22 protein-coding genes are annotated in these 16,917 nt (G+C 65.5%); all 22 read left to right on the forward strand.

Features of this window, described 5'->3' with window-relative positions:
• The first annotated feature begins 271 nt into the window (after positions 1 to 271).
• The gene (locus VGD10_RS08060) at positions 272 to 1,105 is read left to right on the forward strand and encodes a GPO family capsid scaffolding protein (protein WP_331040298.1); all 834 of its coding nucleotides are present in this window, start codon (positions 272 to 274) and stop codon (positions 1,103 to 1,105) included.
• A gap of 51 nt (positions 1,106 to 1,156) precedes the next feature.
• On the forward strand, positions 1,157 to 2,197 hold the full coding sequence (locus VGD10_RS08065; RefSeq protein ID WP_331040299.1) for a phage major capsid protein, P2 family: 1,041 nt from the start codon (positions 1,157 to 1,159) through the stop codon (positions 2,195 to 2,197).
• 194 nt (positions 2,198 to 2,391) lie between these two features.
• On the forward strand, positions 2,392 to 3,132 hold the full coding sequence (gene gpM / locus VGD10_RS08070; RefSeq protein WP_331040300.1) for a phage terminase small subunit: 741 nt from the start codon (positions 2,392 to 2,394) through the stop codon (positions 3,130 to 3,132).
• Between the two features lie 216 nt (positions 3,133 to 3,348).
• Positions 3,349 to 3,831, forward strand: a complete 483-nt coding sequence (locus VGD10_RS08075) for a head completion/stabilization protein (RefSeq protein ID WP_331040301.1) — start codon at positions 3,349 to 3,351, stop codon at positions 3,829 to 3,831.
• Complete coding sequence (locus VGD10_RS08080; RefSeq protein ID WP_331040302.1) at positions 3,831 to 4,040, forward strand: tail protein X; 210 nt, start codon at positions 3,831 to 3,833, stop codon at positions 4,038 to 4,040. The genes VGD10_RS08075 and VGD10_RS08080 overlap by 1 nt, the downstream gene beginning before the upstream one ends.
• A gap of 2 nt (positions 4,041 to 4,042) precedes the next feature.
• Positions 4,043 to 4,390, forward strand: coding sequence for a hypothetical protein (locus VGD10_RS08085; protein WP_331040303.1), 348 nt, complete (start codon positions 4,043 to 4,045; stop codon positions 4,388 to 4,390).
• Positions 4,387 to 5,040, forward strand: coding sequence for a glycoside hydrolase family 19 protein (locus VGD10_RS08090; RefSeq protein WP_331040304.1), 654 nt, complete (start codon positions 4,387 to 4,389; stop codon positions 5,038 to 5,040). The genes VGD10_RS08085 and VGD10_RS08090 overlap by 4 nt, the downstream gene beginning before the upstream one ends.
• Complete coding sequence (locus VGD10_RS08095) at positions 5,037 to 5,546, forward strand: hypothetical protein (RefSeq protein WP_331040305.1); 510 nt, start codon at positions 5,037 to 5,039, stop codon at positions 5,544 to 5,546. Before VGD10_RS08090 ends, VGD10_RS08095 begins: the two co-directional genes overlap by 4 nt.
• Positions 5,509 to 5,787, forward strand: coding sequence for a hypothetical protein (locus VGD10_RS08100; RefSeq protein ID WP_331040306.1), 279 nt, complete (start codon positions 5,509 to 5,511; stop codon positions 5,785 to 5,787). The genes VGD10_RS08095 and VGD10_RS08100 overlap by 38 nt, the downstream gene beginning before the upstream one ends.
• A gap of 37 nt (positions 5,788 to 5,824) precedes the next feature.
• Positions 5,825 to 6,337 carry a phage tail protein gene (locus VGD10_RS08105; RefSeq protein WP_331040307.1) on the forward strand — a complete coding sequence of 171 codons (513 nt, stop codon included), beginning with the start codon at positions 5,825 to 5,827 and terminating at the stop codon, positions 6,335 to 6,337.
• A gap of 3 nt (positions 6,338 to 6,340) precedes the next feature.
• The gene (locus tag VGD10_RS08110) at positions 6,341 to 6,997 is read left to right on the forward strand and encodes a phage virion morphogenesis protein (RefSeq protein ID WP_331040308.1); all 657 of its coding nucleotides are present in this window, start codon (positions 6,341 to 6,343) and stop codon (positions 6,995 to 6,997) included.
• Between the two features lie 75 nt (positions 6,998 to 7,072).
• Complete coding sequence (locus tag VGD10_RS08115; protein ID WP_331040309.1) at positions 7,073 to 7,966, forward strand: baseplate assembly protein; 894 nt, start codon at positions 7,073 to 7,075, stop codon at positions 7,964 to 7,966.
• Positions 7,963 to 9,729, forward strand: a complete 1,767-nt coding sequence (locus VGD10_RS08120) for a phage tail protein I (protein WP_331040310.1) — start codon at positions 7,963 to 7,965, stop codon at positions 9,727 to 9,729. Before VGD10_RS08115 ends, VGD10_RS08120 begins: the two co-directional genes overlap by 4 nt.
• A complete protein-coding gene (locus tag VGD10_RS08125) occupies positions 9,729 to 10,028 on the forward strand; it encodes a hypothetical protein (RefSeq protein ID WP_331040311.1) in 300 nt (99 codons plus the stop codon). Before VGD10_RS08120 ends, VGD10_RS08125 begins: the two co-directional genes overlap by 1 nt.
• Positions 10,025 to 12,463, forward strand: a complete 2,439-nt coding sequence (locus VGD10_RS08130) for a gp53-like domain-containing protein (RefSeq protein WP_331040312.1) — start codon at positions 10,025 to 10,027, stop codon at positions 12,461 to 12,463. The genes VGD10_RS08125 and VGD10_RS08130 overlap by 4 nt, the downstream gene beginning before the upstream one ends.
• A gap of 11 nt (positions 12,464 to 12,474) precedes the next feature.
• Positions 12,475 to 12,972 carry a hypothetical protein gene (locus VGD10_RS08135; protein ID WP_331040313.1) on the forward strand — a complete coding sequence of 166 codons (498 nt, stop codon included), beginning with the start codon at positions 12,475 to 12,477 and terminating at the stop codon, positions 12,970 to 12,972.
• Positions 12,969 to 13,169: a hypothetical protein gene (locus tag VGD10_RS08140; protein WP_331040314.1), complete on the forward strand. Its 201-nt coding sequence runs from the start codon at positions 12,969 to 12,971 to the stop codon at positions 13,167 to 13,169. Before VGD10_RS08135 ends, VGD10_RS08140 begins: the two co-directional genes overlap by 4 nt.
• Before the next feature lie 151 nt (positions 13,170 to 13,320).
• Positions 13,321 to 14,166 (forward strand): DNA adenine methylase, encoded by an 846-nt coding sequence (locus VGD10_RS08145; protein ID WP_331040315.1) that lies wholly within the window; start codon positions 13,321 to 13,323, stop codon positions 14,164 to 14,166.
• Between the two features lie 93 nt (positions 14,167 to 14,259).
• On the forward strand, positions 14,260 to 14,823 hold the full coding sequence (locus tag VGD10_RS08150) for a phage baseplate assembly protein V (RefSeq protein WP_331040316.1): 564 nt from the start codon (positions 14,260 to 14,262) through the stop codon (positions 14,821 to 14,823).
• Complete coding sequence (locus tag VGD10_RS08155; protein ID WP_331040317.1) at positions 14,823 to 15,200, forward strand: GPW/gp25 family protein; 378 nt, start codon at positions 14,823 to 14,825, stop codon at positions 15,198 to 15,200. The genes VGD10_RS08150 and VGD10_RS08155 overlap by 1 nt, the downstream gene beginning before the upstream one ends.
• A gap of 14 nt (positions 15,201 to 15,214) precedes the next feature.
• Positions 15,215 to 16,357, forward strand: a complete 1,143-nt coding sequence (locus VGD10_RS08160; protein WP_331040318.1) for a phage tail sheath subtilisin-like domain-containing protein — start codon at positions 15,215 to 15,217, stop codon at positions 16,355 to 16,357.
• A 43-nt stretch (positions 16,358 to 16,400) separates the two neighbouring features.
• A complete protein-coding gene (locus VGD10_RS08165; protein WP_331040319.1) occupies positions 16,401 to 16,913 on the forward strand; it encodes a phage major tail tube protein in 513 nt (170 codons plus the stop codon).
• The last annotated feature ends 4 nt before the right edge of the window (positions 16,914 to 16,917 follow it).

A 16,917-nucleotide genomic window follows, 5' to 3' on the forward strand; every position in this document is an offset into this window, starting at 1 on the left:
CCAGCCCCGCCAGTAGAGGCTCCGCGCCTGGCGCTTCACGTCGCGCGACTGCGCGGCATGGACCGGGCCGATAGGCTTCGGCAGGGGAGGATGGGCGAGGATCGACATTCGCCGCGAACCTAAGCGCGGCGCCGCGGCGGCCATCAGTGGCCCGGCTTGTAGAGTGTCTCTCTACAACAGCCGCAGCTTGAGCGAAGCGCCCCTTCCGGTCCCTTTTACGCGCATTCGCACCGCGACTTTCACGCCACCTGGACCGGAGCCTCGAGATCTCATGGCAAAATCAAAATTCTTCCGCGCTTTCGTCGCCGGCAATACGATCAGCGACGGCCGCCAGATCACGCCGGAAATGATCGACGAGATTGTCGAGACCTTCAATCCGGACACCTATTCGCCACGGATCAATGTCGAGCATATCGCCGGCTACAGCCCCGAGCCGCCGTTCAACGGCTACGGCACCGTCATCGCCGTCAAGGCGCAGGATGACGAGATCGAGATCGCCGGCGCTAAGGAGACGCGCCGCGCCCTGTACTGCCAGGTCGACGGCAACGACCAGCTGGTCAAGCTCGCCAAGGCGGATCAGAAGCCCTTTCCTTCGGTAGAGCTGACGCCGAGCTATACCGGCACCGGCAAGGTTGGCCTGGTCGGCCTCGCCTTCACCGACAACCCCGCAAGCATCGCCACCCAGCGCCTGCAATTCTCGCGCAGCGCACCGGGCACCATCTTCGCCTCGGGCGATGCCGCGGCGGAGATCGAGTTCGAGGAGCAGCCCGCCGATCCGACGTCGATCACCGATGCGATCAAGTCTGGCTTCGCCGCCCTCGCCGCCTCCTTCAGCGCCAAGCCGAAGGAAGAGCCGAAGCCGAAGGAAGGGCCGAAGCAAAAGGCTGCCAACGACAACGACTTTGCGGCTTTCGCGACCGCGATCGGCGATCAGGTCGCCACGGCCGTTGCCGCCGCGGTGAAGCCGTCGAACGAGGCAGTGGCGAAGCTGCAGCAGGATTTCACCGCGCTCACCGCCAAGCTCGAGGCGACGGAAGCGTCCACGAACTTCAATCGCAGCCCCGCGACCGGCGGTGGCGGCGCCGGCGTCGAAACCGACTGCTGATCGAGGCCGCCCCGAACCGACCATTTCTGAATCTCAAGCCCGGAGACACCGATGCGTAACGACACCCGCGCCCTCTTCAACAAGTACACCGCCCGCATCGCCCTGCTGAGCGGCGTGGCCTCGTCCGCGGTGATGTTCACCGTCGAACCCTCGGTGGCGCAGAAGCTCGAGGAAAAGACCCAGGCCACCAGCGAATTTCTGACGCGGATCAACTTCTACGAAGTCGACCAGCAGGAAGGGGAGAAGGTCGGCATCGGCATCACCGGCACGATCGCCGGGCGTACCAACACCGCCAATGCCGATCGGCAGCCGATCGATCCCACGGGCCTCACCGCCAACAGCTACCGCTGCGAACAGACGAACTTCGATACGGCGCTGAAGTACGCCAAGCTCGACGCCTGGCGGCACAAGCCGGAATTCCAGACGATCATCCGCGATGCGATCCTGAAGCGCCAGGGCCTCGATCGCATGCTCATTGGCTGGAACGGCACCAGCGTCGCCGCGCAGACCGATCGCGCCGCCAATCCGCTCCTCCAGGACGTCAACAAGGGCTGGATCCAGCACGTCCGCGAAGACGCCCCGGCGCGTGTCCTCGACGACGGCGCCCTCTCCGGCGCCGGCAAGGCGATCTACGTCGCCGCGGGCGCCGTCGGCGTCGAGGTCGACTATGTGAATCTAGACGCGCTTGTGTTCGACGCGATCGAGCTCCTGGAAGAGCCGTATCGCGATGACACCGAGCTCGTCGTCATCGTCGGCCGCGACCTGGTTCACGACAAATATTTCAATATCGTCAACGCCGCCGGCGACAAGGCAACCGAGCAGCTCGCTCGCGACGTGCTCCTGTCCACCAAGAAGATCGGCGGCCTTCCGGCGGTGCGCGTCCCCGGCTTCCCCGCGGGCAAGCTCTGCATCACCCGCCTCGATAACCTGTCGGTCTACAACCAGAGCGGCACCCGCCGCCGAGCGATCATCGACAATCCGAAGCGCAACCAGGTCGAGAACTTCGAAAGCGTCAACGAGGCCTACGTTGTCGAGGATTACGGCATCATCGCTGTCGTCGAGAACATCGTCATGGGAAAGAAGCCGGCCTGATCGCCGGCTTCTGACCCCGCCGCCCTGATCCGACCATCCTCGAAGGAACCGCAATGAGTCTAGCTCGAAAGCACCGGGAGAAAGTCCTGGCCAAGTTGTCAGCGGCGGCTTCCTCTTCCGAGGCTGTCGGCCAGACGCCCGCCGCTGGGGGTGCATCCCCTACCCCAGCGGCGGGCACCATGAAGGTGCGCCTGATGCACGATCTCCGCCGGCTGAAGGAAATCCAGTCGATCGAGCGCAAGATCGCGGCAAAGCACGAAATGCTCCCCGGCTATGAGGCCTGGATTGCAGGTCTGCTCGAGGCCGAGCGCGAGAAGGGCGACGTCGACAAAGGCGAGATCCTCCCGACGATCATGATCTGGTGCATCGACACCGGCGACTTCGAGCGCGCGCTCGAGCTCGCTCGCTACGTGCTTCGGAACGAAGTGCCTCTGCCGGCGCGGTACGATCGCCAGGCGCCCTGCCTCATCGCCGAAGAGATCTCCGAAGCGGCGCTGAAGCTGCTGAACGAAGGCCAGGCCTTCTCGATCGACGTCCTCGAGCAGCTGGACGAGCTCACCGCCGACGAAGACATGCCCGACGAGGTGAAGGCGAAGCTGATGAAGGCGATCGGCTTCGAATATCTCCGCCAGGCCGACGCGGCCGACAGTGGCGGCGAAGGCGAGGATCGCCTGAACTTCCTTCGCGCCGCCGCCCTGGCGCCGCTCCGGCGCGCGCAGCAGCTGCACGATCGATGCGGCGCGAAGACGGCTATCAAGCGGCTCGAGAAGCTGCTGAAGGCCGCGGCGGCTACGCCGCCGGCGTCACCGCCCCCCGCGGCCGAAGCCGGCGCTGCCAACGACAACACTCCGCCGGCCGATGAAACGGGCGACGACAATGCGTCCGCTGACGGACGGCCTGGCGAAACGGAATCGCCGGATAACACCGGCTCATAAGCTTCGCCCCCGGCGCTCGGGGGCGGATCGCACGAAGCGGGAGGGCCGCAAGGCTGAGGGCCGTCTTCGATCCGATCCCCACCCCCGTAAACCGGCGGGCGAGGCTTCACCGAGGATCGCCATGTTCAACGCCTTGCCCGTCCAGATCCGCATCACACTCGCCGCGCTCCTCGTGCTGGCGGTCGGCGCGCTGGCGATGGGCATCGAGGCGCGCCTATGAGCGATCTCGTCTGCCAGCCCTCGATCGTGCCGCCTTCGCCCGCGGAGGATGCAACGCCGATCGTCAACGATGGCTGGTTTCCCGACGTCAATCCCGCGCTGCTGAAGCAGCAGGCGCGGATCCACGACAGCGTCACCGCGCCGCGGCTTGAGGAGGCGGTGCTGGCGGCGATCATCACCGTGAATAACGATCTCGCCGCCTATAAGGCCGAGAAGCAGGCCGCCGGCCATGCCACGCTCGCGGCGGTGCCGTCGCTCGAGCTCAATGGCGAAAGCCGCCTCCAGATTCTTTACCGCCGCGCGATCGCATCCCTGGTGAAGGCGGAGCTGATCGAGAAGTATCGCGACTTCGATCAGACCGGCGCCGGCCAGCGCGACACGGGCGAGCTCGACCAGTCGATCGGCGCGCTCCGCCGCGATGCCACCCATGCGATCCGCGACATTCTCGGCCGCGGCCGAACCACCGTGGAGCTGCTCTGATGGACACGCTCAAGGCGCGCCAGGGCGACACGGTCGACCTTCTGATTTGGCGGGAGCGGGGGCTCGGCGCCGAAGCGATCGGCCAGGTTCTCGATGTCAATCCGGGCCTGGCCGATCAGGGCGCGGTGCTGCCGATGGGCGCCGTCGTCACCGTCCCGGCGATCGCGCCCGCGTCCGCCGATCGCGAAATCATCCAGCTTTGGGATTAGTCATGCAGCACCACTTTCCGCCCGAGTTCCTGGAAACCCTCCGCAGCTTGGCCGAGGCGCTGACGCCGGCGGCGCTCGGCTCCGCCGTCTACCAGGCCTATCAGAAGGGCTTGGCGATGCGCGACCGGCTGATCCAGTTCGTCGTCGGGATCTGCGTCTCCTACTTTGTCACCGGAATGGTGGTGGCGATGCTGGGCTGGAGCGAATTCGCGGCCCAGGGCTTGGGCTTCGTCATTGCCCTCTTCGCCTTCGAGGCTACGCCGAAGTTCATCCGGGGCGCGGTCGAGGTGGTCGGCGGGCTGCCCGGCGCAATACGCGACAAATACCTGAAGAAGGGAGAAGGCGAATGACGCCCGCCCTGGTCCGCCAGCTGCAGCTCTTCCTCAACGCCGCCGGCCACAACACCGGCGGCGTCGACGGCGTCTTCGGGCCCGCCACGTTGGCAGCCTATCTTTGCTATGTGGTCGGCCGCCAACTCGGCTCGATCGGCATCCTGCTCGCGCGGGCGATGATCGCTTATTTCCGCGTCTACGACATCACGACGCCGCTTCGCATCGTCCACTTCGTCGCCCAGGCGGCGCACGAAACGGGCGGCTTCCGCCACTTCGTTGAGCTCGGCTCCGGCGATGGGCCGGACGCGGATCCCTGGGATGATTATCTCGAGCGCTACGACTTCCGCGCCGATCTCGGCAACTCGAAGCCCGGCGACGGAGAGAAGACGCGCGGCCGCGGCATCTTCCAGCTCACCGGATGGGCCAATTATATCAAGATGGGCAAGCGGATCGGCGTCGACCTGGCAGCGCATCCGGAGCGCGCGGCCGAGCCGGAGCTCTCCGTCCTGATCGCCTGCATCTACTGGACGGATAAGAAGCTCAACCTCGCCGCCGACAACGACAACACGCCGCTCGTCACCAAACGCATCAACGGCGGCCGCAACGGTCTCGCCGATCGAGAGGCCAAGGTGAAGCGCGGCAAGAAGGCATGGGGGCTTGCAGCATGAAGAAGCTCTTTGGCTGGGTCACTGGCCTGGACCGCGGCTATCTTACCCTTCTCGTCGTCGCGGCCGCGGCCGCGTTCCTCTACGTTCAGTGGAGCAAGATGGCGGCCGAGCGTGACGACTATAGACGGTTCGGCGAGCTCGTCTGCTCCGCCGCCGGCGCCGAGCTCGAGGCTGGTACCTTCAAGGTGAAGGGCCCCGACGGTAAGGTTCGGACGGCCAAGGCCGCCCGCGGGCAGCTATGCGCGCAGCGGATCCGCGCGCTCGCTACTTACGAGCTCGAGACGAAAAGCCAGTCGGCCGAGATCCTCGCCGGCGCGCTGCAGGCACACAATCGAAAGACGGAGGCGGACGCGGCCAGTGCGCGTCGATCGGCGGAAGCGGCGCGCGCCGCGGCCGCGAAGATGGAGAATGCGAATGCGGCGATCGGCGATGATGATCGCGTTGGCGCTGACTGGTTCAACGCTCTTAATGACGTTGCCGGGCTGCGCCCGCCACCTGGCCGATAGCGGCCCTCCCGAGGTTCACGCGGTCAAGGTAGAGGATCGCGCGCCGGCGGAGCTCACCCGCTGCCCGGTGCCGCCTGCAGGGTTCCCCGAGGATCAGAACGCCTGGGCTGTTGTGCCGCCGGCAGTCCGCGCCGCGGCGATCGGCCTTGCCGCCGCTTACGCCGAAGCGCGCGCGCAGCTCGAGCGGCTGATCCAATGGGAAACCGGCGAGACCTGCCCGCCGGGGGAGCCCGCGCGATGAGCTACTGGGGCGAGAAGCATTCTAAGCGGCGGGCGGCGTGAAAAAGCCTGAAGGCCTGAAGCGCGTCCTGGTGCAATGGGTGCCGGGCCTTGCCGACAATCCAGGAAACTTGTCGCTCTTCGTAGACAAGGGCCGGATAGCCACACGCGGCACGGGAAGCTTCGCTTTCGAATATCGTTACGAGCTGTCGATCGTCGTCCAGGATTTCGCCGGCGACGTCAGCCACATCTGCGTTCCGCTCCTCGCCTGGATCGCCGAGCAGCAATCGGAGCTGCTCGAGAAGAAGGAGCCCTTCACCTTCGAACGCGAGCTGCTCGACACGGATCTTTCCGATATCGAGATCAAGCTCGAGCTCACCGAAGCGGTGCTGGTGAAGCCGCGCGCTAGTGGCGAGCCCGGCTTCGACGTCACCTATATCGAGGAGAAGCCGCCGGCCGCGCTGGACGAATTTCCCGGCGTTTGCGGCGCCTTTTTGTGGCAGCTCTTCATGGGGCAGGATCTCTTGGCTCAAACGACGGATCCTGACTTCCCAGGCAACCAGGCGCCCTAGCGCGTGGCCGATCTCGAGGAGCTCGAGCGCATCGCCGGCGCCATGCTCCGGAAGCTGGAGGCCGGCGATCGCCGCCAGCTGCTCCGAAAAATCGCGCGAGATCTGCAGCGGTCGCAAGTCGGCCGCGTCGGCCGACAGGAACAGCCCGACGGATCGCGCTTCCCGCCCAGGAAGGAAGGCCAGGCGCCGGTGCCCGGTGGCTATGCGGTGAAGTTCCTCTATCCGAAGGGCGCGGCCGAGCCGCGGCTCGTCTTCATGAAAAGCTGGGTGCGGGAAGGCCCGCTCCTTACCGGCTACGACATCGAGGCCGGCGGGATCCGGAGCTTTTTCTGGGATAAGGTCGACAAATGGCTGCCCGTCGAGCGGGACGATCAAAACAAGGGCGCCGGCAAGTTCCGCCGCAAGGGGAAGATCCGGCGCCAAGCCATGTTCCGCAAGCTCGGCCGCAACCGATTCCTCCGCGCAGGTGCCACCGATCGGGAAGCCTGGATCGGCTTTTCCGGCGCCGCGGCGCGCGTGGCGCGGATCCACCAGGAGGGCCGCCGCGATCGCCCGTCGCTTCGATCGCGCGAGATCCGCTATCCGAAGCGCGAGCTGCTCGGCATAACCTCGGCGGAGCGCGCCTTCGTACTGGACAGCCTGCTAGACCACATAGCTTGAGCCGGCCTGTTGTAGAGTAACTCTCTACAAGCGGGCGGCATAGCCTTCGGCAAAGGCCGCGGCCGACATGGCCGCATGGATCCGACATTTACAGCGGTGGACCTGTCGCGCCTGCCGGCGCCGGCAGTGATCGAGGAGCTTAGCTTCGAGGCGATCTACGCGGCTATGCTTGCGCGCCTTCAGGAGCTCCTGCCCGGCTTCGACGCCACGGTAGAATCGGACCCAGCGGTCAAGGTGCTTCAGGTCGCGGCCTATCGGGAATTGCTGCTGCGCCAGCGCATCAACGATGCGGCCCGCGCCGTCATGCCGGCTTATGCCGTCGGCGCGGATCTCGACAACTTGGCCGCCCTCATGGGCGTGACGCGATTGGAGCTTTCGCCCGCCGATCCCGACACCAACGCTCCCGCGGTGATGGAAAGCGATGCGGATCTTCGGCGGCGCCTGGTGCTCGCGCCCGAGGGGTTCTCTGTCGCCGGACCCGCGGGCGCTTACATATTCCACGCGCTCTCCGCGTCGGGCGATGTGCTCGACGCCAGCGCGACAAGTCCCGTTCCTGGCCAGGTGATCGTCACCGTCCTTGCCCGCGACGGATCCGGAGTGCCCGACGCGGCGCTGCTAGACCTGGTTGAGGCGCACGTGTCGGACGAAAACCGGCGTCCGCTCACTGACGAAGTGATCGTCCAGGCGGCGCAGATCGTCAATTATCAGATCGAAGCGACGATCAAGACCTTCGCTGGTCCGGATGGCTCGATCGTGCTCGCGGAAGCGCAGCGCCGGATCGAGGAATATATCGAGCTCAGCCACCGCCTGGGCCGCGACATCACTCGATCGGCCGTTCTAGCCGCTTTGCATTGCGAAGGCGTCCAGAACGTCACCCTTGCCTCGCCCGCTGCCGACATCGTGGTGACGCGGCTGCAGGCGCCCTGGTGCACCGCGCTTTCAGTGACGCATGCGGGGCTCGGTGAGTGACGCGGCTCCTCCCGCCTAACGCGACTTCGCTCGAGCGCGCGATCGAGGATTCGACGGCTCGGCTTGCGGACCTGCCGGTACCGCTCCGTCGGCTTTGGGATCCTGTCACCTGCCCGGAGGAGCTGTTGCCCTATCTGGCCTGGGCACTTTCGATCGACACATGGAGCAGCAGCTGGCCGATCGGGATCCGCCGCGCCCGCGTCGCGGCCGCAATTGCGATTCAGCGCCGCAAGGGCACCGCCTCATCGGTGCGGGAAGTGATTGAATCGTTCGGCGGCTCCGTGGCGCTGCGCGAATGGTGGCAACAGGATCCACCCGGAGATCCGCACACCTTCTCCCTGGTACTCAACTTCGGCAACGGCGAAGCCGTCCCCGCCGAATATGTCGACCAGGTCATTCAGGAGGTCGCACGGACGAAGCCGGCGCGCGCTCACTTCACCTTCACTCAAGGCCTTCAGGCATCCGGAAGGATCGGCTTGATCGGCGCCGCGCGCGCTATGGCTTTTCTGCGGCTGCAGGCAGCCGCTCCGGCAGAGCAGGCTGCCCTAAAGCTCGACTTCAGGAACGGCGAGTATCTTCTCCAGGATGTGGCAGCTCCGCTCGCCCAGCTTCCGGGCTACCTTTATTCGAGATCCGGCGCAAAGGCCGAGCTCGGCGCGACGAGCGGCCTGGTCCCGTTCGCGCCTAACGTCCCCGGCATCGTTCCAGGACGCGGCTATCTCGCCCGCGGCAGTCTGACCAACGCTCAGCACTTTTCGCAAGACTTCGCCAGCTGGGCCACCAAAACGGGCCTTACCGTTGTTTCCAACGGGCTTCTGGCGCCCGACGGCACCGCGACCGCCGACACGCTCGTCGAGGATAATGCCAACGGCTCCAAGGTCGTTTTCCATAGCGCCACAAAGACGTTCACTGCGGGCGACGTCACGACGACGTGGCTGATTGCGAAAGCCGGCACCGGAAGCTTCATTCAGCTGACGACGAGCGGTGCGCTATCGACCGCGATCTGGGCCAACTTCGATCTCGCAAACGGCGTCGTCGGCACCGCCTCCAACGCGACGTCGCTTATCACACCGATCGGCGACGGTTGGTTCCTATGCGCCATCACCTACACGGCGCCCGGTTCGGCGGGCACCGTCCCGATGGTGGTGGCGCTCACCAATGCGTCCAACGCCGGGAGAGCACCGGCGTATCTCGGCGCGGGAAAAACCGTCCATGTGTGGCAGGGGCAGCATCTAACCGGCACTCAAGTCGGTCCGGCAATAGCAACCGGCGGTGCCGCGGCAACCATCGGCGCCGACGTCCTGGATATAGGCTGCGCGCTGGCGGACGAAGATTTCGCCTTCTGGGCCGTCGCTCGCCTGAACCGGGCAGCCGGCACCTTGGAGCGGATTGTCAGCTTAGGCGACGGGTCTGCCGCCAATCGGCTGACGCTCGACCGAAACGCTGCAGGGCTCTTGCGGGCCAATATGTCGCTCGCCGGCACCTTCTACGACTTCACCCTCGGCCAGACGCAGGCGGCGGCAGGGCGCGTGGCTGTGATGGTTCGCCGCAGGGGCGGCAAATACCGGGCATTCAGCAAGAATTCGGCGGGTGCGGTCGTGGCTTCCGCCGAAAGTGCCGCCCTGGCGCTGCCCGCGAACGGCAAGCTTTCCGTCGGCCATCTTGAAGGCATCCAACAGACATTCGGGGCGATCGAGCTCTTCGAGCTTCAGCGCGGATCCTTCGAGGATGCTGCATGCCTCTCGATCATGGGGGCGCTTTGATGTGGGCCGCGTCACAGATTGACGGGCCGATCGCCATCCTCGCGCCGGCAGTCGACGGCGCCCCTGCCGCTTTCGCTCCTGGCTATCACTTGAACGTCGATCCGACGCTCTTCTCGCCGGAGCTGGAGGCATATCGCGTCTTTCCGGCGGAGCCTGCTCAAGTCTTCGCGGGGGATGCTCCCGCCTATCAGACCGTCTTCCTCCGCTTCGCCGACGAGGCGGAGGCAAGGGTCTGCCTGCCCCTTTTCTGGCGCGGCGATCGCGCCGCTGATGAGCCCCCTGCGGAGGTTGAAGAATGATAAGCCTGACTATCACGGCGGCGGGCCGGGCTGCGCTCGTCAACGCGCAGAACAACGGCACCTTGCCGATTGTCATTGACAAGGTCGGCGTCACTTCGACGGCGATCGTATCGACCGCGGCGACGGCGGCCTTGCCCGGCGAGATCAAGCGGATCGCTACGATTTCCGGCGATGTTGTCGATCCTGAGACGATCCATGTCACCGTTCGCGACGAAAGCGCGGATGCTTACCCGCTGCGGTCTTTTGCGCTCTACCTTGCAGACGGCACGCTCTTCGCTTCCTACGGCCAGGCGGCGCCGATCGTGGACAAGTCTGCCCAGGCGCTCCTCCTGCTGTCGATCGACGTCAAGTTTGCTGACGTCGACGCAGCTGCCATCAGCTTCGGCAATGCCGACTTCATCAACCCGCCGGCTACGACGGAAACCCTGGGCGTTGTCGAGCTCGCTACCGACGCCGAAGTCGAAACTGGGACCGATGCCGAGCGGGCCGCAACGCCCAAGGGTATCAAGGCCGCTGTCACGGCTTGGCTCGATACGCGCTTCGGCGCCGGCGCGCCGTCCGCATTGGTCAAAACTTTGCTGACGGCCGCCACGGCCGCTGCGTTCCGAACTTCACTCGCGATCAAGTCGGCGGCGCTCAAGGATGAAGGAGCCGGCAACGGCCTCGATGCCGATCTGCTCGATGGACAGCACGGCGCCTATTATTCGAATATTCCTGCCCGCCTGGGCTATACGCCATGGGGCCCGACAAACGACGGCGCAGGATCCGGCCTTGATGCCGACCTGCTCAGGGGCGCCTCGCCTGGAGCGATGGGCCTCACGCTGTTGGCCGATGCGACGGCCGCCGCAGGACGGGTTACGCTCGGCATCGGAACGATGGGCGTTCAGAACGCCAATGCCGTCGCGATCACCGGAGGCGCGGCGACCCTGCAGGGCCTTACGATGCGGAGCGGCGGAAGCGCCTATCTGACGCTCGTGCCGGGAAGCGCGTCGAACACCGGCTATGTCGAATTCCGTCGCGCGGATGATGTACGGCTTGCCTATATGGGCTTCGCTGCCGCGGGCGGTGCTATCCCGATGGTCGTCGAAAACGGTGCGACCGGGTGGGCGTTCACCGGAAGCGGCAGCTTCAGCGGTACCCTTATCGCTGCCCACGGCCAATTTACGGGGGCGTCTGCCCCTTCATCCGGTAGCGGCGTCGAGATCCAGGGCGGGGCGTCGGGCAACATCTCCGCGTACAACCGTTCCTCCTCCGCCTATATTAGCCTCAGTCTAGACGCCAGTCTCGTCAACGTGCGGCCCAACGGGTCGCTGGTTGCGAGCTTCGCCGCGACAGGCGTCTCCGTTACCGGCACCATTAGTTCAAGCGGGCGCATAACGTCAGGCTCAACTCTTCAAGTGACAGGGTCATCGGCCCCACCGAACGGTGCGGGTATCGAGCTTTCGTATAATGCAGGTTCGAGCGTTGGTAATATCGGTGCCTATAGTCGGGACGCAGCAGCTTACCGGCACCTCAACATCGATGCCTTGGGCATTGACATCCGCCCAAGCGGCGTGGCGGTCGGTACATTCACCGCCGCCGGGTTGGCTGTAACTGGCAGCATTAGCGCGTCCAGCGGTCTTGCCGTTGCGGGGCGCGCTACCTTCTCTGCCGGCACATACACCGCGACCCCCCTCGGGACGGGCATCCAATATTGCGACAGCACGAACGGGATGGTCTTCGCTGCCCAGGGCGGCACGCTCGATTTCCTTTTTGCCAACAGGAACGGGAGCACGGTCTTTTCAGTGCCCACCGGCACGAGAAACCTTGCTGTCGCTGGCGACATCACCAGGGCGGGCTTCAGCGTCTGGGACAGCGGCAACGACGGTTCTGGCTCCGGATTGGACGCCGATCTACTCGACGGCCAGCACGGCTCCTACTACCTTCCCGCCGCCAGCTACACTGCGGCCGACGTCCTGGCGAAGATCAACTCGGTGGACGGCCCCGGCTCGGGCCTCGATTCCGATCTGCTCGACGGTCAGCACGGCGCCTACTACCTCAACTTCAACAACCTGACGGGCAAGCCGGCAAGCTACACGCCGTCCGCCCACACCCACGGCGCCGCGGATATTGCCGGCGCCTTCAGCAGTTCGAATTCGACGAACGGCTACATCGTCCTCCCCAACGGCCTCATCTTCCAGTGGTGCAGAGGCGGCACTCACAGCCCAGGGACCGAAGGCAACCATTTCGTATCGTTCCCGATGACGTTTCCGAACGCCTGCCTCTTCGCCCAGGCTTCGATCCGCTTGATCACGGCGAGCAACAGGGCCGACGCCGATTATCAGATTGCCGGGGAGCCCCAAACGAACGGCTGCTACGTGCAACGCCAGCGCTACAGCTCCGGCTCGGATGACGAAACCACCACCAGCCCGATGGTCTTCGCGATCGGTTACTAGGAGCGGCCTCAATGATCTTTTTCAGTGCTTCGGCATTCGGGTTTTTCTCGAGCGAACTTCACGGCGGCGACATTCCGCAGGACGCGGTCGAGATCTCGGCCGACGAATTTAGCGCCCTCTTTGACGGGCAGGCGGCAGGCGCCACGATCATCGCTGGCGCCGATGGCAGGCCGGAGCTCAGCTGGCCGCCCGCTCCGGACCTTCAGGCGCTACGCGCCGATGCGGCCGCTGCGGTGAAGCGGGAGGCAGCGCGGCGCATTACGGCGATCGCCCCGCCCTGGCGCCAGGACAATGACAATGCGGCGATCGCGCAGGCCGCTCTTGAGACGGCGATCGGCGCCGCGGCCGTCACCGTCGACTTCGCCCCGGCGCTGGCCAGGCGCTCCGCGATCGATGCGGTGCGGCGGACGTCCGACGAGATCGAGGCATGGATCGCAACCATGCCGGCGGAGGAGCTGGTGGCGATCGACTGGAGCGCAGACGAGCACTGGCAGGAGGATGAAGAATGAAGACCAGGATCAATCGCTACGACGCCGAAGCGCGCACCGTCGACGTCACCTTCACGCATCAGGGCGTGAAGCATCGCCGCGGCGTGAATGCCTGTCTCGATGCTGATGGAGAATATGACGCGGCCGCCACCAAGTCGCGGGTCGCGGAAGTCGCCGCCGGCGTCGAGAAGAAGATCGAGCTCGGCGTCATCGCTTAGCAGAAGGATTGCACCCCTTCAGAATTGGAGGGGGGCCGGGCTGCGCTAACAGCTCGAGCCGCGGGATTGAGCCCCGCACCTTCCGCGGCCCGGGCCGCGGTCAGTCCCCTCGCCGGGCGCACCGGCGCGGTCCTATTGTCGAGTAAACCAGATGGAGTCCACTTCCCTCGCTACCGTAAAACCCGCAAAGCCTGTCGCCGCCTATATCGGCGGCAAGCGCAATCTCTCCTCCCGCCTCGTCCCGATCATCGATCGAATACCGCATGGAACCTATGCCGAGCCTTTCGTCGGCATGGGCGGCATCTTCCTGAAGCGTCGGCGCCGGCCCACGGCCGAAGCCATCAACGACATTTCCGGCGACGTCGTGACGCTCTTTCGCATCCTGCAGCGCCACTATCAGCAATTCATGGATGTGCTGCGCTGGCAGATCACGAGCCGCGCCGAATTCGATCGCCTGCAGAAGGTCGATCCGGAAACGCTTACGGATCTCGAGCGCGCGGCTCGGTTCCTCTACCTTCAGAAGCTCGCCTTCGGCGGCAAGGTCGAGGGACGCAACTTCGGCGTCGACGCCAAGCGGCCCGCGCGGTTCGACCTGACGAAGCTGGAGCCGATGCTGGCCGACGTGCACGAACGACTGTCGGGCGTCTCGATCGAGCGGCTGCACTTCGCCGAATTCATCCGGCGATACGACCACCGCGGCGCGCTCTTCTACCTCGATCCGCCTTACTATGATTGCGAGGGCGACTACGGACCCGACGTCTTCGGCCGAGAGGATTTTGCGCGCCTGGCGGAGCAGCTTGCCGGCCTCGCCGGCGGTTTCATCCTGTCGATCAACGATCGTCCAGAGGTTCGCGAGATCTTCGCCGCCTTCCGGCAGATCGGAGTGGAAACCACCTACAGCATTGCCACTGCGGCAGCGGGCGCCGGCAAGCGTGTCGGCGAGCTCGTCATAACGAACCTTCCGGCGGAGCTCGTCCAGCTCGCCGCCAACGATTGAGCCCTGCAGCCCGCCGGAATCGCTCCGGCGGGCTTGCTTGTAGAGAGACACTCTACAACAGCCGCCCCGCGCAAGGCGGCGGAAGCCGCGCCATTGTCGGCTGCTATGGACAACCAGGCCGACTTCCAGCGCATGATCGGCGATCTCTGCCGCCTCGGCACCGTCGAAAGCGTGAACCTCGAGGAGGGCACGTGCCGCGTGGAGATCGGCGATATCGTCACGGGCGACGTGCCCTGGCTTGAACGCCGGGCCGGCAAGACGCGCACCTGGTCCCCGCCGAGCGTTGGCGAGCAGGTTCTTTTCCTCTGCCCGGAATCGGATGCCGAAGCCGGTCTCGTCCTCTGCGGTCTCCCGTCCAACAGCTTCACTGCGCCGTCGGTCGAAGAGGTTGAGCTCATCGAGTTCGAAGACGGCACTACCCTTTCCTATGACGCGGCCGCTCACAAGCTGGTCGTGGACATGGCCGCCGGCGGCGCCGCCGAGATCAACGCGCCAGGTGGCGTCAAGATCGTCGGCAATGTCGAGATAACCGGCGATCTCACCGCCTCGGGCACCATCACCGGAACGACCGATGTTGTCGGTGCCGGCAAGAGCCTCAAGTCGCATAAGCACCTGGGCGTCACAGCCGGCAGCGCCGTGTCCGGAGCGCCGCAATAATGCTGGGCATGGATGCTTCGACCGGCAAGCCGCTCGGCGGCCGCGCGCACCTGGTGCAATCCATGCGCGACATTCTGACGACGCCGATCGGTACCCGCGTCGGCCGACGCGACTACGGCTCGCTCATTCCGGAGCTGATTGATCAGCCGATGAATCCCGCCGGCAGGCTCCGCCTCTTCGCGGCCGCGGCGATCGCGCTCACCCGTTGGGAACCGCGTTTCCGCCTCCGGCGCACCGAGCTCATCCGCTCGACAACCGTGCAAGGCAGCTACGATCTCGCTCTCGAGGGCGAGGATCTGGAAGCGCCTGGGCCCAACAGCCGCGCCCGCCTCACCATTCCCCTGCGGCCGCAAGGCTCGCTGACTGCTTTCGCCTGAGAAGGAGCCTCTAAATGCACGGCATCACCGTAACCGAAGTTAACGCAGGGATCCGCGCCCTCGTCACTGCAGCCACCTCCGTCATCGGCCTGGTGGCGACCGGCCCGGCGGCCGACGCGGCGACCTTCCCGCTTGATACGCCCGTCGCGATCGTGGACATGGCGGCCGCCATTGAGGACGCCGGCGCCACCGGCACCCTGAAAGGTGCGCTCCAGGCGATCGCCGACCAGGTCAACACCGTCGTCGTCGTCGTTCGCGTGGCGCCCGGCGCCGATGCCGCCGGCACCGATGCCAATGTGCTCGGGGCATCGGTCGACGGGAACAAGACGGGCATGCAGGCCCTGCTCGCCGCCGAAGCGCAACTCGGCGTGAAGCCGCGCATCATCGGCGCGCCAGGCCTGGACACGCAGGCCGTCACCGCTGGCCTCGTCATCGTCGCCAAGAAGCTCCGCGCAATGGCTTATGCCTATGCGGTTGGCGACGACGTCGCCGATGCGATCCTCTATCGCAGCAATTTCGCCGCGCGCGAGCTGATGCTCATCACGCCCAACTTCCTCGCCGCCGGCAGCGCCGAAAGCTTCTCCGTCGCCCGCGCGCTCGGCCTTCGCGCCCGCATCGATCGGGAGCAGGGATTTCACAAGACGCTGTCCAATGTTCCCGTCGACGGCGTCATCGGTCTCACCAAGGACTACGGTTTCGATATCCAGGATCCCACGTGCGAGGTTAATCAACTCAATGATGCGGAGATCACGTCGCTCATCAACTGGGGCGGCGGCTATCGCTTCTGGGGCAGCCGCACCTGCTCCGACGATCCGCTCTTCGCTTTCGAAAGCGCCACCCGCACCGCCCAGGTGCTCATGGACACGATCGCGGACGGGCTCCTCTGGGCGATCGACAAGCCGCTGCGCCCGTCGCTCGCGCGCGACATTGTCGAGACGATCAACGCGAAGTTCCGCGTCATGGTGCGCGACGGGCAGCTGATCGGCGCCCGCGCCTGGTTCGACGCCGATCGCAATCCGGCGGCCGATCTCGGCAACGGCAAGCTCACGATCGACTATGAGTTCACGCCGGTCCCGCCGCTCGAGCACCTCGCCCTCACCCAGCGCATCACCGATCGCTTTTTCGCCGACTTCGCCGCCGGCGTGAACGCGGGCTGATCCGCCGCCTTTCCGTCCACTTATCTAGGTTAGGAATTCAAAAATGGGCCTGCCCCGCAAACTGAAGAACATGATGGTCTTCCACAACGGCGTTGCCTACGTCGGCGAGGCCACCTCCGTCACCCTTCCGAAGCTTGCCCGCAAGCTCGAGGAGTACCGCGCCGGCGGAATGGACGGGCCTGTAGGGATCGATATGGGGCAGGACGGGCTTCTCGAGCTCGAGCATGCCTATGGCGGCTTCATGCGGGAGATCATCCGCGGCTTCGGCGTCACCGAAGCCGACGGCGAGATGCTCCGCTTCGTCGGCGCTTACCAGCGCGACGACAGCGGAGAGGTTGACCGCGTCGAGATCGTCGCCCGCGGCCGCCACCAGGAGATCGATCCGGGCGAAGCCAAGCCTGGCGAGGACACCGAATTCAAGGTGAAGACGGTGCTCGCTTACTACAAGCTCGAGGTGAACGGCGTCGAGGAAGTCGAGATCGACGTCCTCAACATGGTGTTCCGCGTCGGCGGCGTCGATCGCCTCGCGGCGCAGCGCGCCGCGCTGGGCATCTAAACCG

It is taken from the genome of Allosphingosinicella sp. (assembly GCF_036402135.1).
GTDB lineage: Bacteria > Pseudomonadota > Alphaproteobacteria > Sphingomonadales > Sphingomonadaceae > Allosphingosinicella.

Excerpts from the sequence above, each read along its gene's own strand:
- VGD10_RS08060 (WP_331040298.1), top strand. The coding sequence starts at position 272 with ATGGCAAAATCAAAATTCTTCCGCGCTTTCGTCGCCGGCAATACGATC.
- VGD10_RS08065 (WP_331040299.1), top strand. The coding sequence starts at position 1,157 with ATGCGTAACGACACCCGCGCCCTCTTCAACAAGTACACCGCCCGCATC.
- gpM (WP_331040300.1), top strand. The coding sequence starts at position 2,392 with ATGCACGATCTCCGCCGGCTGAAGGAAATCCAGTCGATCGAGCGCAAG.
- VGD10_RS08075 (WP_331040301.1), top strand. The coding sequence starts at position 3,349 with ATGAGCGATCTCGTCTGCCAGCCCTCGATCGTGCCGCCTTCGCCCGCG.
- VGD10_RS08080 (WP_331040302.1), top strand. The coding sequence starts at position 3,831 with ATGGACACGCTCAAGGCGCGCCAGGGCGACACGGTCGACCTTCTGATT.
- VGD10_RS08085 (WP_331040303.1), top strand. The coding sequence starts at position 4,043 with ATGCAGCACCACTTTCCGCCCGAGTTCCTGGAAACCCTCCGCAGCTTG.
- VGD10_RS08090 (WP_331040304.1), top strand. The coding sequence starts at position 4,387 with ATGACGCCCGCCCTGGTCCGCCAGCTGCAGCTCTTCCTCAACGCCGCC.
- VGD10_RS08095 (WP_331040305.1), top strand. The coding sequence starts at position 5,037 with ATGAAGAAGCTCTTTGGCTGGGTCACTGGCCTGGACCGCGGCTATCTT.
- VGD10_RS08100 (WP_331040306.1), top strand. The coding sequence starts at position 5,509 with ATGACGTTGCCGGGCTGCGCCCGCCACCTGGCCGATAGCGGCCCTCCC.
- VGD10_RS08115 (WP_331040309.1), top strand. The coding sequence starts at position 7,073 with ATGGATCCGACATTTACAGCGGTGGACCTGTCGCGCCTGCCGGCGCCG.
- VGD10_RS08125 (WP_331040311.1), top strand. The coding sequence starts at position 9,729 with ATGTGGGCCGCGTCACAGATTGACGGGCCGATCGCCATCCTCGCGCCG.
- VGD10_RS08130 (WP_331040312.1), top strand. The coding sequence starts at position 10,025 with ATGATAAGCCTGACTATCACGGCGGCGGGCCGGGCTGCGCTCGTCAAC.
- VGD10_RS08135 (WP_331040313.1), top strand. The coding sequence starts at position 12,475 with ATGATCTTTTTCAGTGCTTCGGCATTCGGGTTTTTCTCGAGCGAACTT.
- VGD10_RS08140 (WP_331040314.1), top strand. The coding sequence starts at position 12,969 with ATGAAGACCAGGATCAATCGCTACGACGCCGAAGCGCGCACCGTCGAC.
- VGD10_RS08145 (WP_331040315.1), top strand. The coding sequence starts at position 13,321 with ATGGAGTCCACTTCCCTCGCTACCGTAAAACCCGCAAAGCCTGTCGCC.
- VGD10_RS08155 (WP_331040317.1), top strand. The coding sequence starts at position 14,823 with ATGCTGGGCATGGATGCTTCGACCGGCAAGCCGCTCGGCGGCCGCGCG.
- VGD10_RS08160 (WP_331040318.1), top strand. The coding sequence starts at position 15,215 with ATGCACGGCATCACCGTAACCGAAGTTAACGCAGGGATCCGCGCCCTC.
- VGD10_RS08165 (WP_331040319.1), top strand. The coding sequence starts at position 16,401 with ATGGGCCTGCCCCGCAAACTGAAGAACATGATGGTCTTCCACAACGGC.